At 65.3% G+C, this 16,537-nt stretch carries 8 protein-coding genes and 1 pseudogene; all 9 read left to right on the forward strand.

What is annotated here, in order from left to right; all coding sequences use genetic code 11:
- The first annotated feature begins 764 nt into the window (after positions 1–764).
- The 9 genes and pseudogenes from AB0J29_RS31805 to pks13 all read left to right on the forward strand — a co-directional run bounded on the left by AB0J29_RS31805 (position 765) and on the right by pks13 (position 16,523).
- Positions 765–1,760 carry an alpha/beta hydrolase family protein gene (locus AB0J29_RS31805; protein ID WP_364794257.1) on the forward strand — a complete coding sequence of 332 codons (996 nt, stop codon included), beginning with the start codon at positions 765–767 and terminating at the stop codon, positions 1,758–1,760.
- 566 nt (positions 1,761–2,326) lie between these two features.
- Positions 2,327–2,449 (forward strand): annotated as a pseudogene (locus tag AB0J29_RS31810) (alpha/beta hydrolase-fold protein); the annotation flags it as partial.
- Positions 2,450–2,938: 489 nt separating this feature from the next.
- The gene (locus AB0J29_RS31815) at positions 2,939–3,976 is read left to right on the forward strand and encodes an alpha/beta hydrolase family protein (RefSeq protein ID WP_364794216.1); all 1,038 of its coding nucleotides are present in this window, start codon (positions 2,939–2,941) and stop codon (positions 3,974–3,976) included.
- Positions 3,977–4,263: 287 nt separating this feature from the next.
- Positions 4,264–6,015, forward strand: a complete 1,752-nt coding sequence (locus AB0J29_RS31820) for an alpha/beta hydrolase-fold protein (RefSeq protein WP_364794258.1) — start codon at positions 4,264–4,266, stop codon at positions 6,013–6,015.
- A 102-nt stretch (positions 6,016–6,117) separates the two neighbouring features.
- Entirely contained in the window at positions 6,118–6,654 is a 537-nt protein-coding gene (locus tag AB0J29_RS31825) for a DUF732 domain-containing protein (RefSeq protein ID WP_364794218.1), read from the forward strand.
- A complete protein-coding gene (locus tag AB0J29_RS31830; RefSeq protein WP_364794220.1) occupies positions 6,651–7,643 on the forward strand; it encodes a cutinase family protein in 993 nt (330 codons plus the stop codon). The genes AB0J29_RS31825 and AB0J29_RS31830 overlap by 4 nt, the downstream gene beginning before the upstream one ends.
- A 283-nt stretch (positions 7,644–7,926) precedes the next feature.
- The gene (locus tag AB0J29_RS31835; RefSeq protein WP_364794259.1) at positions 7,927–8,916 is read left to right on the forward strand and encodes an LLM class F420-dependent oxidoreductase; all 990 of its coding nucleotides are present in this window, start codon (positions 7,927–7,929) and stop codon (positions 8,914–8,916) included.
- A gap of 194 nt (positions 8,917–9,110) precedes the next feature.
- Entirely contained in the window at positions 9,111–11,027 is a 1,917-nt protein-coding gene (gene fadD32, locus AB0J29_RS31840) for a long-chain-fatty-acid--AMP ligase FadD32 (protein ID WP_364794222.1), read from the forward strand.
- Positions 11,028–11,246: 219 nt separating this feature from the next.
- Complete coding sequence (pks13, locus tag AB0J29_RS31845) at positions 11,247–16,523, forward strand: polyketide synthase Pks13 (protein WP_364794260.1); 5,277 nt, start codon at positions 11,247–11,249, stop codon at positions 16,521–16,523.
- Positions 16,524–16,537: the final 14 nt, after the last annotated feature.

Raw genomic sequence — 16,537 nt, forward strand, 5'->3', positions numbered from 1 at the left:
CGTCGAGACTCGCGACTTCGTCGCATGCGCTTCGACGACTCGGACGCGAGACGGGCCGCGAACGGTCGCTCGTAAGACTCGCTCCGTGGTGGTCGGTTGGGGCGGGGCGTTCGGCACTTGGTGCGCGCGCGTCGAGACTCTCGCGCGTGGGGCGCATGTGCTTCGGTGACTCGGACGTGTGACGGGCCGCGAACGGGTCGCTGGTAAGACTCGCTCCGTGGTGGTCGGTTGGTGGCAGGTTGTTGGGCACCTGATGTATGCGTGTCGGCACTCGAGTCTTGTCGGTCGCGTGCGCTTCGACGACTCGGACGCGAGACGGGCCGCGAACGTCGCTCGTCAGACTCGCTCCGAGCGGGGCGGGTAATACCGTGAGGTGACCGCCTGGTGTGTTCGCACACCAGGCGGTTTTTTTGTTTGCTGGCTCCGTTCGAAACCCGGGTTGACAACGAATCGGCTGCTGGATGTCTTCGGTAGTTGTGGGGCGGATCACTTTCCAGCAACATAGACGCATTCGCTTGTGATTGATGCATGAACAGCATGTCTACAGGTTGAATGTCCGTTTTAGGCAGAGTGAACCGTATTTGTGCCCCATGAGGGGGTCAGTCGAAGTTGCTTGAAATTTGCCGACTGGCCGTCTGGATGAAAGGTCGAGTCGAATGCGAAGTGTGCGCTGGCAACGTAGGCCCGGAAGCTCGGCCAGTTCCTCGGCTGGGGCAGCCAGTGGTTCCTGGGCGAAGAAATGGGTGCTCGGTCTGGCGACGGCAATGCTGTTACCGCTCGGGATCTGCATCGCGGGCAGTGGCGCTATTGCGACGGCGGGCTTCAACCCGGCGGCCTTCGACTTCTGGGTCGATTCCCCGGTGATGGGTCCGATCAAGAGCCGGGTGCTGCGCGCGGCGGACGGCAATACCAATCGCGTTGTCTACGTGCTCGACGGCCAGCGGGCACCGGAAACGCTCAATGGCTGGGAGATCGAGACCAACGTCCCCGAGATCCTCGCGAACTCGAATATCAACGTGGTTATGCCGGTCGGCGGCATGTCGAGCTTTTACGCCGACTGGAACGCGCCGAGTAACTTCTTCGGCGTCACGCCGGGGTCGTCGGGTTCGGCCACCGGATCCGGTGCGACACAAGCCTTTATGGCAGGGCCCGGGAAGAGCTATCGCTACGACTGGGAAACGTTCCTCACCCAGCACCTGCGATCAGCTCTGCGGGATCGCTTGGGCTTCAACCCGAATCGCAATGGTGTGTTCGGGCTGTCGATGGGTGGCAGTGCCGCGCTGGCGCTTGCGGCCTACCATCCGGATCAGTTCAGCTTTGCCGGCTCGTTCTCGGGCTACCTCAACATTTCGGCGCCGGGTATGCGGGAGGCGATTCGGACGGCGATGATCGACGCGGGCGGCTATAACGTGGACTCGATGGCGCCACCGTGGGGCCCGCAGTGGCTGCGGATGGATCCGTTCGTCTTCGCGCCGCGCTTGATCGAGAACGGCACCCGGATGTGGGTCGCCGCCGGTAGTGCGCTGCCGATGCCCGAGGATCTGAATATCCCATTCCCGGTTGCCGCGGATCGTCTCCTCAGAGGTTCGCCGCTCGAGGCAATCGCCTTGGCGAATACCAGGGCATTTCAGGTCCGCATGATGTCGTTGGGAGCGCAGAACGTGGTGTATTCGTTCCCGCCCGCCGGTCTGCATGCGTGGACCAACTGGCAGGACGAGGCCATTCGGATGATTCCGGACCTGTCCGCCAATATCGGCTGAGTATCGACCGCCGCGAACGGTCGCTCGCGCTGCGCGGACGGGTGTTGGGTGACAAGCCGCCCGGTGCACGCATCGGGCGGCTTTGTTCGTTCGGTTCGTATCGATACATTGGCCCGCTTGTTAGCTGAATGATCGCTGATTTAAGAGTTTCGGTCCTTCTGTCCGCCGAGGGTTCGTGGTGTGAGTTCGCGTTGATAATCCTCGGGACTTCATCACGATCCGGCATCGCGACGGCTTCCCCTCGGGTGCTGTTCGAAATTGCCTAGAGAAGAGCGATAACGCCGCACCTTCTACGTGCGTGAAGCATCGGTGTCGAGTGTTGATCCTCATCCGTGACCAGCGGTGAACAACGGTGCTCGCATCAGTGAAACGTCGAATCGATGTGGCCTAGCGGAGTACGCGGAATAGTTGCCATTGGCTGGTTGTGGCGTTCGGGGTGGCGCTCGCGTTGGCATGCCGTTCGGAACCGCCGCCGCCGGAGTGGCCGTGACCAGAATCTGCGCTGGGCCCTGCGCGACCGTCTCGGCTTCGATCCGTACGGCAATGGTGTGTTCGCGCTGCCCGCGGGTGGCACCGTGGCGCTGACGCTCGCGGCCTATCGGGCGGACCAATTCCGTTATGCCGGCTCGCATTCGGGCTGCCTGCATATCTCGGCGTCCGGTATGCGTGAGGCACTGCGGCGGGCGTTGGCGACGATCGTGCTGGCCAATGCGCGTGCCTTCCGGTTCCGGCTGGACTTGCTCGACCCGACGAACGTGGTCTTCGACTACCCGCCGGCGGCGTGCACACCTAGCGCTACTGGGCCGACCAAGTGCTCGCGATCCTGTCGGGTCTGAGCGCGAACCTCGAGTGCGGATTCGGACTCCCTAGTGACCCCTAATCTTTCTTCGAAATTGCCGTTCCGACACGACATCTCCGGACAAACGCGCTAAAGTCACCGCACGATCACAGCTTGTGAACGGGCGGAATTCGGCCACTCGAATACCCCGGTCTTGCTAAGGCTTCGCATGTCGAATAACCTCCAGCGAGCGCAGGTGTGACCAGATCGTTGTAGCGCCGTCACTTGTGCCGGAATATCGGGTACCGGCATGTGACGCGCGTCTCGTTGGCAACACGGGTGTTGCCGGGTCCGCATGGGCTGCGGGCGACACCACAACAGCAGAAAGAGAGCAGGATTCATGCGTTTCGGCAGGGCGGCCGCGCCGAAGAGAACCAAATCGGGACGGCGAGGCACGCCTCGTCGTTGGCGGAATCGAATTCTGGCTGTCGGTGCCGCGACGTTGGCGCTACCGATCGCCGCAGGCGTGACGGGCCCGACCGTTGCCTTGGCCGCGCCGGTGCACGGCCCCGCGCTGCGGACGCCGGCGGGTGGCTTCGAGGATCTGATGGTCCCGTCGCAGATGGGTCCGATCAAGGTCCAGGTGCAGTGGGCGGCCCGTGGTGGTGGCGCGGCGCTGTACCTGCTCGACGGTCTGCGCGCGCGTGACGACCGCAATGCCTGGTCGTTCGAGACCAATGCGCTCGATCAGTTCCGCAATGACAACATTTCGCTGGTCATGCCGGTCGGCGGTCAGTCGAGCTTCTACGCCGACTGGTACGTGCCGAGCAACACCAACGGCCAGAAGACCACCTACAAGTGGGAGACCTTCCTTACCAGGGAGCTCCCCGCCTTCCTCGAGGGCTACGGTGTGTCGCGCACCAACAACGCCGTCGTCGGTCTCTCGATGGGTGGTTCGGCTGCGCTGGCGCTGGCCGCCTACCATCGCGAGCAGTTCAAGTACGCCGCGTCCTACTCGGGCTACCTGAACCTCTCCGCGCCGGGTATGCGTGAGGCGGTCCGCATCGCGATGCTGGACGCGGGTCGCTTCAACGTCGACGCTATGGCCGCGCCGTGGAGCTCCGCGTGGCTGCGGATGGACCCGACCGTTTTCGCGCCACAGCTGCGGGGTCTGCCGATGCGGATCTCGGCGGCCAGCGGTCTGCCGGGTCAGTTCGACAACCCGAACTCCGCCGTCGGTTACTTCAACACCGCCAACGGCATGGCGCTGGAGGCGCTCTCGCTGGTGAACACTCGCGCGTTCCAGGCTCGCCTGAACTCGCTCGGTATTCCGGCCACGTACGACTTCCCCGCCGCGGGAACCCACTCGTGGAAGTACTGGGAGGCTGAGCTGTGGCAGTCCCGCAACGGCATCCTCGACGCCACCGGCGGTTGGTGAGCTAAAGGTCTGAACGGCGAACGGCGCCGTCTGCTTCTGGTCCAGAAGCAGACGGCGCCGTTCGTATCTGGCCAGGTCAACCAGGAGCGTGTCACGGTGAGAACTGATTTCGTGAGCGTGTCCTACCCGGAAACGTGCGGTGGCCGGGGTAGGAAACACTTGTGGCAGCACTCGGATTCGGCAGACGGGGGCGGCGCGGTCAACGTGACGGACGTGTGACCTGCGGTCGGGTCGCGCTGCTCGTCACCGCCATCGCGATCCCACTCGCTTCAGGTTCTTCCCCGACCATCGCACCCGCACATGCCCAGCCCGCCGCCGCACCGGCTGTCGCTGCGGCGGTGCAGCGAGTGGTGTGGCTCACCGATCGGCGGGTCGCGCTGTGGATCAATTCACCGTCGATGGCCACGCCCATCCAGGTGCAGTTGCTGCTGGCACGGGATTGGAATACGCACCCGGACGCCGGGTTTCCGGCCCTGTTCATGCTCGACGGTCTGCGCGCCACCGATGCGGAGAGCGGCTGGACCCACGACGCCGGTGCGGTGGACTTCTTCGCCGATAAGAACGTCACGGTGGTGCTGCCGGTCGGCGGTCAGTCCAGCTTCTACTCCGACTGGCTGCAGCCGGACAACGGTCGAAACTATAAATGGGAAACCTTCCTGACCAAGGAACTTCCGCCGCTGCTGGAAAGCCAGTGGCGGACCACGGATGTGCGTGGTCTGGAAGGCATTTCGATGGGTGGGACGGCCGCGATGTTCCTGGCCGGGCGAAATCCGAACTTCGCGAAATACGCCGCGTCGTACTCCGGTGTGCTCACCACGACCACCCTCGGCATGCCGCAGGCGATCGAGTTCGCCATGCACGATGCGGGCGGATTCGATTCCGCGGCCATGTGGGGTCCGCCAGGTGGTCCGGAATGGGAGAGCCACGACCCATATGCGTTGGCGGACAAGCTCAAGGGTGTCAGCCTGTATATCTCCAGCGGTAACGGCTCGATCGGACCGTTCGACCCGGCCAGCGGTATTCCGGGCGTCAGCACCAATTACGCGGGCATGGGGTTGGAGATCCTATCCCGGCTGACCTCACAGAACTTCGTGACCAAACTCGCCAAGCTATCCATCCCGGCCCAGGTGAATTACCGTCCCTCCGGCACACATTCGTGGCCGTACTGGGATTTCGAAATGCGCCAGTCCTGGCCGCAGGCCGCCGCCGCGCTCGGGGTCGATCCGAATAAACCGGCCTGCGAGACCGGGGGCGCGATCGCCGCGCTGGCGAGTGGCAACAGTTGGCTCGGCGACTGCCTCACCGGTGAGTACCAGGTGGCGGGCGGTGTCGCGCAGGACTTCAAAGGTGGTCGGGTCTTCTATACGCGGACCGATGGCGCGCACGCGGTCGGGGGCATGATCGGCGGCGGGTACCAGGCCGCGCTCGGCCCGAACGGTCCGCTCGGCCTGCCCACCGGCGACGAACGCGGGCTGCCGGATGGCCGCGGACGCATGCAGGCCTTCCAGAACGGCCTGCTCTACTGGACCCCGCAGACCGGCGCCCAGGTGGTACGCGGCGCGATTCTCGACGAATGGGGTAGGCAGGGATTCGAGCGCGGCCCCGCCGGATATCCCGTCGGACCGGAGACCAAGGCCCCCACGAAGGACGGTGTAATCCAGTCCTTTGAAAACGGCCCGTTTTACTACACGGCTAAGAGCGGGGCGCATCCTGTGCAGGGGATGATCTTGGGCAAGTACGCCGAATTGGGTTATGAGAACAGCCAACTCGGTTTCCCCACCGCCGACGAGGCCCCGCTCAAGGATTTAGGCCGCTACAGCAAGTTCGAGGGCGGAAATATCTATTGGAGCCCGCTGTCGGGTGCGTGGCCGGTGCGTTCGGGGCCGATCATGGATATGTGGTCGGTTCTCGGCTACGAGAACGGCAGGCTCGGGTATCCGACCAGTGATGAGTTCGCCGTTCCCGGCGGCATCCAGCAGAATTTTCAGACCGGGTTCATAACCGTGCGCGATGGTAAACCCGAGGTTCACGGGATTTAATTCCAACCGGTCTGTTTGCTTGCCTGCTGCGCCTATGGTTGGCTTTCCTCTAGCCTGGGTGGCGACCCGACCCCTTAGCGAACAGATCGAGGACACGAATTCATGCATCGGATCCGCGGAAAGGTTATCGGCGTAGTCGTGGCGATCGCGGCTACCGGCTTGCTCGCCGCCTGTGGCAATAACGATTCAACGGCGTCGAGCACGCCGACGCTTTCCCACACCACCACCACCACGGCGGCGGCGGCGCCGACCTCCGCCTCGACCAGCGCCGCCGAGACCGGTCAGCCGTCGCAGCAAGCCGCCCCCGAGACGCCCGCCGATACGGCAACGCCGGAGCGCCCGCAGCCGCTACCGACCAATGCCATCTCGCCCGAAGACACGTCGAAGCTCACCGATAAGGACAAGAAGTTCCTCGACGCGCTCAAGGCCGCGGGCGTAACCCCGTCCACCTCGGATATCGCGCTGAGCATCGGCACCTACGTCTGCCAGGGGGCCGCGGCGAATGCCTCCGATCAGGATCTGATGACCTTCGTCAGCGCGATGGCCGGATCGGATCCGTCCTTCGATCCGGCGAAGATGCCGGTGGAGAAGGCCGGAAAGATCTACATCGATACGGCTAAGGCGACGTACTGCCAGTGAGTGTGCGTCGCGGTTCGACGTCCCGTCGGCCCGGAAAACCGGCGGGATGTCTGCTCTTCATCGGACTGGTAGTGCTCGTCGTCATCATCGCGCTGCTGCTGTGGTTCGTACTCGCAGGTCCGCTGCGCAAGCCGAAGCCCGGCCCGAAGCCGCCGCCGGCGCCGCCGACCTCGCAGCCGGCCTGGTGCCCCGATGTGCAGATGATTTCGATACCCGGTACCTGGGAATCGAACAGCAACGACGATCCGCACAATCCGACGGCCAACCCGATCTCGCTGATGCTCAACGTCTCCGGGCCGGTATCGCAGCAGTTCCCGGCGGGACGGCTGGATGTATACACCGTTCCGTATGTCGCGCAGTTCTCCAATCCGATCGCGATCCCGCCGGACGGCCAGCAGTCCTACAACAACAGCCGCTCCGAGGGCTGGCAGCGCGCGCTCGACGCTATGGCGAACCGGTACCGCGACTGTCCACTGACCACCTATGTGCTTGCCGGGTTCTCCCAGGGCGCGGTGATCGCGGGCGATATCGCCAACCAGATCGGCGCGGGCAAGGGGCCGGTACCCGCGGACAAGGTGCTCGGCGTCATGCTGATCGCCGACGGCCGCCGCACCGGTGACAATGGACCGGGTCAGGCCATCCAGATCGGCACCGCGCCCGCGGGAATCGGCGCCGAGGTCGCGCTCAACGGGTTGAAGGTGCCCGGGATCACGATGACCGGTGCCAGGCCGGGTGGGTTCGGCGCGCTGGCCGATCGCACCTACACCATCTGCGCGCCGGGTGATCTGATCTGCGATTCACCCCGAGACGCGTTGAGCCCCCTGAACATCATGGGCAGCGTGCTGACCCTGGTCCGCGCGGTGGGCAACCCGGTACACAGCCTCTACAACGGTTACGCGGTGGACGGCGACGGCACGACCGCGACCCAGTGGACGGTGAACTGGGCCAACGGGTTGATCGAGGGAGCGCCACATCCGGCGCATACTTGACCGCCCATTCGTGACCGATCACAAGAAACCCGCCTCATCGCGGTGCTAGTCACACAAGCCTGGGCGACCACACACCACAACGCTGTAAAGTGCGCCTGATGATCGCGAAGACGGTCCTCGAGCCCCCAGCAGCATGGGCACGATGTGACCCGACCTCGCGCCCACATTTCCTTACAGCCAGGAGCATGAGTTCATGACAGAAGCCGCCGCTAGCGATCGCTTGCGGGCCGCGGAAAACGGCACTGCACCGGCCACCACGGCGAGCCGTGACGCGGATGCCGAGTTGACCGCGCTGGGTACTCCGCTGCGGCCCTTCCGCTTCGCGGCCGCGGGCGAGGGAAATAAACAAGAAGGCGGGGCCAGGAAGTTCATCCAGACCGCGCAGAACGCCGAGGAGTACGGCTTCGACACCTTCGTCGTTCCGGATCATCTGGGTGACCAGATCGGCCCGATCGCCGCACTCGGTGCGCTGACCCAGGCCACCGAGCGGATCCGGCTGGGAACCTCGGTGCTGGCCAACGGTTTCCGGCATCCGGTGGTGCTGGCCAAGGACCTTGCCACCATCGATGTGCTGTCCAAGGGCCGCCTCGAGGTCGGTATCGGCGCGGGCTGGAAGCAGGACGAATTCGTCGCCGCGGGTCTGCCGTACGAGTCGCCGGGCGTGCGCCTGGCGAAGCTCGACGAGACCCTGAGCATCCTCGATGTGCTGCTGCGTGGCCAGGAATGCACCTTCGAGGGTAAGTACTACCAGGTGCACGGTGTCAAGGGCACGCCACGGCCACGGCAGGGGCCGCGGCCGCCGATCTGCACCGGCGGTGGCGGTCCGAAGATGCTGCGCCTGGCCGCCAAACACGCCGACATCATTTCGATCGTTCCGGTCACCACTCAGAACGGCAAGGGTCTGCTCTCCGGCATCACCTTGGACAAGACCATCGAGAAGGTGAACCTGATCAAGGAAGCGGCGGGTGAGCGTTTCGCCGATATCGAGCTGAACTGGGCAATTACCGCGATCGTCATTACCGACGACCGGGAGAAGACCGCCGAGATGGCGCTGTCCGCGATCGAACGCGGACTGCATCCGGACCTCGAGGTCGACGTAAAACTGTCGGTCGAGGACATCCTCGCCTCGCCGTATGTGGCGATCGGCACATTCGAGGAGATCGCCGAACAGATCCGTCAGGTGCGCCAACTCACATCGATGTCCTATGTCGGCGTGTTCCCCACCCAGATGGACGCGTTCGCGCCGATTATTCCGCTGCTGCGGGGGGAGTGACCCGGTCTTCTCTGTAACATGTCTCTGGTTTGAGAACATCTAGCCGATAGCGGTCTACCGCGCAGACCGCAATAAAATCTGCAGGCTGGCTCTCGCATGTAGAGCGCACCCGCGGGCGATAGCGAGTCGGGGCCTCACAGGTAACAGCGGCGATGTAGCCGTCTTGCTGCGTGTGCCTCGGAGGAGATGAAGGAATGGAAGAGACTTTCGACGATTACCTGGATGAGACCGGGAACATCCGTATTCCCGAGGATCACACCCTGGTAGACCACGTCGAGAAGCACACCCGCAACGACGCGAACACGCTCGCGTACCGCTACATCGATTATTCGCGTGAGCGTGATGGTGAGACGCAGGAGCTGACGTGGCGTGAGTTCGGTATTCGGCTGCGCGCGGTGGCCGCTCGACTGCAGCAGGTGACCAACCCGGGTGACCGGGTCGCGGTTCTGGCCCCGCAGGGCCTGGATTACGTGATCTCCTTCTTTGCTGCGATCTACGCGGGCACCATTTCGGTGCCGCTGTTCGACCCGGACGAGCCGGGCCACACCGACCGTCTGCACGCGGTGCTCGGCGACTGCCAACCCTCGGCCATTCTGACCGCGAGCTCCTCCGCGGCCGGTGTGCGCCAGTTCTTCCGCTCGCTGCCCGCCGCCCAGCGCCCGCGCATCATCGCGGTCGACGCGATCCCGGACAGCGTCGGCGAGAGCTGGGTGCGTCCCGATGTCGCCGTCGATGACATCGCCTACCTGCAGTACACCTCGGGCTCCACCCGCGTCCCGGCCGGTGTCGAGATCACCCACCGGGCGGTCGGCACCAACCTGCTGCAGATGGTCGAGGCGATCAACCTGGACTGGAACTCGCGCGGTGTCACCTGGCTGCCGCTGTTCCACGATATGGGCCTGCTGACGGTGATCCTGCCCGCGGTCGGTGGCAAGTACATCACCATCATGTCGCCGAGCGCGTTCGTGCGCCGTCCGTACCGCTGGATCAAGGAACTGGCCGCCCACAACGACGGCGCCGGAACCTTCGCCGCCGCACCGAACTTCGCCTTCGAGCACGCCGCCGCGCGCGGTCTGCCGAAGAACGGCGAGTCGCTGGATCTGTCGAATGTCATCGGCCTGATCAACGGCAGTGAGCCGGTGACCACCTCGTCGATGAAGAAGTTCAACGACGCGTTCGCCCCGTACGGCCTGCCCAAGACCGCGATCAAGCCCTGCTACGGCATGGCCGAGGCGACGCTGTTCGTCTCCGCGACCAAGGCCGAGGACGAGGCCAAGGTCGTCTACGTCGACCGCAACGAACTCAACGCGGGTCGCATGGTCAAGGTCGAGCAGAGCGCCGAGAACGCCATCGCCCAGGTCTCCTGCGGTTATGTCGCGCTGTCGCAGTGGGCCGCCATTGTCGACCCGGAGACCGTCGATTCCGACGGCGGCGGGCACGAGCTGGCCGACGGTCAGGTCGGCGAGATCTGGCTGCACGGCAACAATATGGGCATCGGCTACTGGGGTCGTCCGGACGAGACCGCCGCGACCTTCCACAACAAGGTCACCCACCGTCTGGCCGCGGGGAGCCACACCGAGGGCACCGAGCTCGGCGCCAACTGGATGCGCACCGGCGACTACGGCGTGTACTTCGAGGGCGAGCTGTACATCACGGGGCGGGTGAAGGACCTCGTGATCGTCGACGGCCGCAATCACTACCCGCAGGACCTCGAGTTCTCCGCGCAGGAGTCCTCGAAGGCGTTGCGCCCCGGATTCGTCGCCGCGTTCTCGGTGCCCGCGAACCAGCTACCCGCCGAGGTGTTCGAACAGGGCAGCCATTCCGGCCTGAGTTTCGACGCCGACGATGCCTCAGAGCAACTCGTCGTCGTGGGCGAGCGCGGACCGGGCGCAGGTAAGGCCGATCCGCTGCCGATCGCCGACGCGGTCCGTGCGGCGATCTCGCAGCGTCACGGTGTGACCGTGCGCGATGTGCTGTTGGTTCCGGCCGGTTCGATTCCACGGACCTCCAGCGGCAAGATCGCTCGACGCGCCTGCAAGACTGCTTATCTGGAGGGAACGCTGCGGGGTGGTTACACCCAGCAGGCATTCCCCGATGCACCGGAAGAGTAAATGCCCGAGGGTGGCTCGACCCGAATATCGGCTCCCGGCGTTGCCCCGCACGCCAGGCGTCGATTCACGGCGTGCCCGGTACCAGACAGGTAGCTTGAGGAACTGATGGCTGACAACGAGGGCACGACCGACCAGACGACCGAGATCGTGCGCGCCGATGCGGACGCGGTCGATACCCCCGACGCGGGAGCGGTTTCGCAACCCGCCGCGAGGACCGATATGTCCGTCCCGGAGCTGCGGGAGTGGCTGCGGCGCTGGGTCGCCGACGCGACCGGTCAACCGATCGAGCAGATCACGGTGGACCGGCCGATGGAGGAGTTCGGGCTGGCCTCGCGCGATGCCATCGCGCTCGGCGGCGATATCGAAGAGCTGACCGGTGTGATGTTGGCGGCGACGATCATCTACCAGCATCCGACCATCGCGTCGCTGGCCGAGGTCGTCATCAACGGTGAGCCGGAGTTGCCGGAGGAATCCGCCGACGATTCGTTCTACACGGCCGGATACCAGCCGGGCGAGGCACACGATATCGCGATCGTCGGCCTGTCCACGCGACTGCCGGGCGCGGGCAGCACCCCCGAGTCGACCTGGGAATTCCTGATCAACCGCGGTGACGCGATTCGGGAGCGGCCCGAGGGCCGGTGGGACGAGTTCACCAGCGAGCCCGCGGTCGCGGAGGCGGTCGCCGCGGGCAATACGTTGGGCGGCTACCTCGATCAGGAGGTCGTCAAGGGCTTCGACGCGGAGTTCTTCGCGATGTCGCCGATCGAGGTCGAGCGGGTCGATCCGCAGCAGCGCCTGATGATGGAGTTGACTTGGGAAGCGTTGGAGCACGCCAGAATTCCGGCGAGTGAGCTCAAGGGTGAACCGGTCGGTGTCTTCATCGGCTCGACCAGTAATGAATTCCAGCTGATCGCCGCGCTCGGACTCGGCGCGCCGGATCCGACGGTGCCCGCCTCGGCCGAGGGGTACGCGATCATGGGCAGCGTTTCCAGCATCATCCCCAACCGGGTGTCCTATTTCTTCGACTTCCGCGGCCCCTCGGTCGCGATCGATACCGCCTGCTCGTCCACGATGGTCGCGGTGCATCAAGCGGTGCGTTCGCTGCGCGACGGCGATTCGAATCTGGCACTCGCCGGTGGCGTGAACATGCTCCTGTCGCCGATGGCGACGCTCGGCTTCGACCGCGGTGGCGGTGTCGCCAAAAACGGTCGGATCAAGGCGTTCTCGTCCGATGCTGACGGTATGGTCCGCGCCGAGGGCGGCGGTCTGGTCGTGCTCAAGCGGCTCGCCGACGCCGAACGCGACGGCGACAAGATCTACGCGGTGATCAAGGGTTCCGCGGTCAACAATGACGGCCGGTCCAACGGTCTGCTCGCGCCCAATCCGGATGCGCAGGCCCAGGTGCTGCGCTGGGCCTACCGGGATGCCGGCATCGTGCCGTCGACGGTCGACTACATAGAGGCGCACGGCACTGGGACCCCGATCGGTGACCCGATCGAGGCCGATGCGCTGGGCCGGGTGGTGGGCCGTGGTCGCGATGACGATAAGCCCGCGCTGCTCGGTTCGGCCAAGACCAACTTCGGCCACCTCGAGTCCGGTGCGGGTGCGGCCAGCCTGGCCAAGGTGATCATGGCGTTCCAGCACAATGTGCTGCCGCCGACCATCAACTTCGCCGGTCCGAGCCCCTATATCCCGTTCGACCAGGCGCACTTGAAGGTTGTTGTCGAGCCGACCGAGTTCCCGCGCTACAGCGGCACCGCGACGGTCGGCATTTCCGGCTTCGGTTTCGGTGGTACCAATGCGCACCTGGTGCTGCAGGAGTACGTGCCTGCCGCGCCGGTTGCCGCCGCGCCGGTGGCGACAGAGGTCGACGAGGAGTCGACCGATGTGATCGAGGAAGCCACCGAGATCGTCGAGGCCGCGGAAATCGTCGAGGCCGCGGAAGCGGTTGTGCCCGAGACGGAGTGGTCGACCGAGCGCGAAGAGCCGCTGCCGGTGATCATCGCCGTATCGGCCTATCTGCCCTCGCGGCGTCGGCGCGCCGCTGCGGATCTGGCCGACTGGCTGGAATCCGATGCGGGACGCGATGTTCCGCTCGCGGATGTGGCTCGGTCCACGGCCAAGCGCAGTCACGCGCGCTCGCGCGGCGTCGTGCTGGCCAAGACGCACGAGGAGGCCGTCGCCGGTCTGCGCGCCATCGCGGCGGGTAAGCCTGGCCCCGGTGTATTCACTGCCGACGCCCCCGCCGCCAACGGTCCGGTCTGGGTGCTGTCCGGATTCGGTGCGCAGCACCGCAAGATGGGTAAGCAGCTCTACCTGGAGAACTCGATCTTCCGCAAGACCGTCGACGAGGTCGACGAGTTGGTGCAGGACGAGGCCGGGTATTCGGTGCGCGAGCTGATCCTGGACGACGCCCAGGATTACAACGTCGGCACCTCGCAGGTCGGCATCTTCACCATTCAGGTCGGTCTGGCCGCACTGTTGCGCGCGCACGGCGCGGAACCCGTTGCGGTGGTGGGGCATTCGATGGGTGAGGTGGCCGGGGCCTACATTTCCGGTGGCCTCGCGCTCGAGGATGCGGTGCGCGTGATCTGTGCCCGCTCGCGCCTTATGGGCGAGGGCGAGGCGATGATCAGCGATGACGATGTGCGCAATATGGCGTTGGTCGAGCTGAGCGCCGCCGATATCGAGGCGATGCTGGTCGACTATCCGGATGTCGAATGCGCGGTGTACGCGGCGCCGACTAATACGGTGATCGGCGGTCCGCAGGAACAGGTCGCGGCGATCGTGGCCAAGGTCGAGCAGGCGGGCAAATTCGCCCGCGTGCTGCAGACCCGCGGCGCCGGGCATACCTCGCAGATGGATCCGCTGCTCGGTGAGTTGGCGGCGGAGCTGGCCGGTATCGAGCCGACCAAGTTGACGACGGGCCTGTACTCGACCGTCAACAAGGAAAAGTTCTACCGGCCCGGTAGCGATCCGGTGCACGACGAGGACTACTGGGTCAGGAACATGCGCCACTCGGTGTACTTCACCAATGCGGTGCGGCTCGCGGTGGAAACCGGCCACACCACCTTCCTGGAGTTGGCGCCGAATTCCGTTGCGCTGATGCAGGTTCTGGGCACGACCTTCGCGGCGGGCGTGCACGATGCGCAGCTCATCCCGACCCTCAAGCGCAAGGAAGACGAGTCGGCGGGCGTCATCTCCGCGCTGGCTCAGCTCTATGTGCACGGACATCGTGTCGACCTGCCGTCGCTGCTGCCCGCGGGTGACTACGCCGACATTCCGCGAACCGCATTCCTGCGCAAGCAGTACTGGCCGAAGGTGCAGATGGCCAGCGGCAGCGGCAATGCCCGCGTGCCCGGTGCGCATGTCGCGCTGCCAGACGGCCGGCACGTGTGGGAGGTACAGGCAGCGGCCGTCACCGATCTCGCGGTGCTGGTGAAAACCGCTGCGGCACAGGTGCTCAGCGAGGTGTCGTTGGGCGCGTCGGCCCCACATGCGGTGCTGCCGACCACCGGAACACTGACCACCACGCTGACTCCGCATCTGGGTGGCGCGTCGGTGCAGGTGCATGCGCGCGCGGGTGCGAGCTTCCAGTTGCTGTTCGAGGCGGTCGTCGCCTCGGCTGCGCCGCTGCCGGAACCCGTTGTCGCGGAAGCTGTTCCGGGAACCGGGGTCGCGACCACCGGAGATGCTGACCTGGAGATCGTCGAAACCTTCGGTGAGCGTTGGGATCCGGAGGGCACCCAGACCCTGGAGGAGCGGCTGGCGCTGATCGTCGCCGAGTCCATGGGTTATGCGGTCGAGGATCTGCCGATGGAGATCCCGCTGATGGAGCTCGGCCTCGATTCGCTGATGGCCATGCGCATCAAGAACCGGGTCGAATACGAATTCGATATTCCGCAGCTGCAGATCCAGGCCGTGCGTGATGCCAACCTGAACGAGGTCGGCAAGGTGCTGCACTACGCCATCGAGCATCGCGACGAGGTGCAAGCGATGGCGGATAAGCAAGCGGCAGGTGAGGAGATCGCGGTCGATGGCGGATTCATCGCCGCGGCTCGCGCGGCCGTCGCCACCGGTGCGGATCCCGCCGCCGCGGTAGCGAAAGCCGCTGAGGCCGAAGGGGTTTCGCTGGACGCCGAGAACACCTCGGTGGTGGCGCAGGCCGAGGCTATGGTCGCGGAGGCCGAGACGGCGGCCGGCATCACCGGTGCCGCCGCTGGCACCGCCGTTCCCGCGCCAGCGTCGCCGGAGCAGGTGGCCGCCGCCGAGGCGAACGAAGCTTCGATCGAGCGGGCGCTCGACGATGAGGACACCACCGTTGTGGGCGCGGCCGAGGCGGTTATCGCCGCCGTTCCCGCTGCGGAGGTCGCCGCGACTCCCGGTGCCGCGATCTTCGGTGGTCAGTCTCCGGCCGATGACGACGATGTGCCGCCGCGCGATGCCGCCGAGCGGCTGACCTTCGCCACCTGGGCGATCGTCACCGGCAAGTCGGCGGGAGGCATTTTCAATACCCTGCCGATTCTGGAGGAGGAGGTCGCCGAGAAGATGGCGGCCCGGCTCACCGAGCGGGTCAAGGCGGAGGTCACCGTCGATGACGTGCTCGACTGTGAGACCATCGAGCAGCTCGCCGAAATCGTGCGCAGTCTGCAGGACAGTGGTGCCGATGTGGAAGGGTTCGTACGTCCGCTGCGGCCGCGCGCCGAGGGCTCGAATGCGGTGCCGGTCTTCGTCTTCCACCCGTCGGGCGGCAACACGTTGGTCTACGAGCCGCTGTTGAAGCGCCTGCCCGCCGATACCCCGATGTACGGCATCGAACGGGCCGACGGCGAGATCGAGGAACGTGCCAAGCAGTACGTGCCGCAGCTGCGGCAGATCCAGGGTGACGGTCCCTACGTCCTGTACGGCTGGTCGCTCGGCGCAGTGCTCGCCATGGCTGTCGCACAAATTCTGCGCGGCGAGGGCGCGGATGTGCGGCTGGTCGGCCTGATCGACTTGGCCATTCCGACCGAGCCCGAGGACAACAGCCCCGAGGAGCGGATCCGTCGCATCGAGCGCTACCAAGCCTTCGCGAAGAAGACCTATGGCATCGAAGGCGAACTCCCGCCCGAGCAGCTGGAAGAGCTCGCACTGGCCAGTGACGAAGACCAGTTCAAGATAATCAGCGATCTGGTCAAGATCAGCGGCACGAAGATTCCGGGCGGTGTGCTCGAACATCAGCGCACCTCATGGATCGAGAACCGAGCGGTGCAGAAGACGCGGCCCGCGCGCTACGAGGGTGACGTGGTGCTCTATCTGGCCGATCGCTACCACGACGGCATGATCGAGCTGGAGCCGCGGTACGCGGATCGTCGACCCAATGGTGGTTGGGATGAATACATTCCGAACCTCGAGGTTATCCATATCCCGGGTGACCACCTCCAGATCGTTGACGAGCCGCGGATCGGAAAGATCGGAGCCGACCTCACCGCGAAACTTGTCAAGATTGCCCCATAGGGGTGCACCTGAGG

Origin of the sequence: Nocardia sp. NPDC049707 (assembly GCF_040674855.1) — a bacterium.
Lineage (GTDB): Bacteria > Actinomycetota > Actinomycetes > Mycobacteriales > Mycobacteriaceae > Nocardia.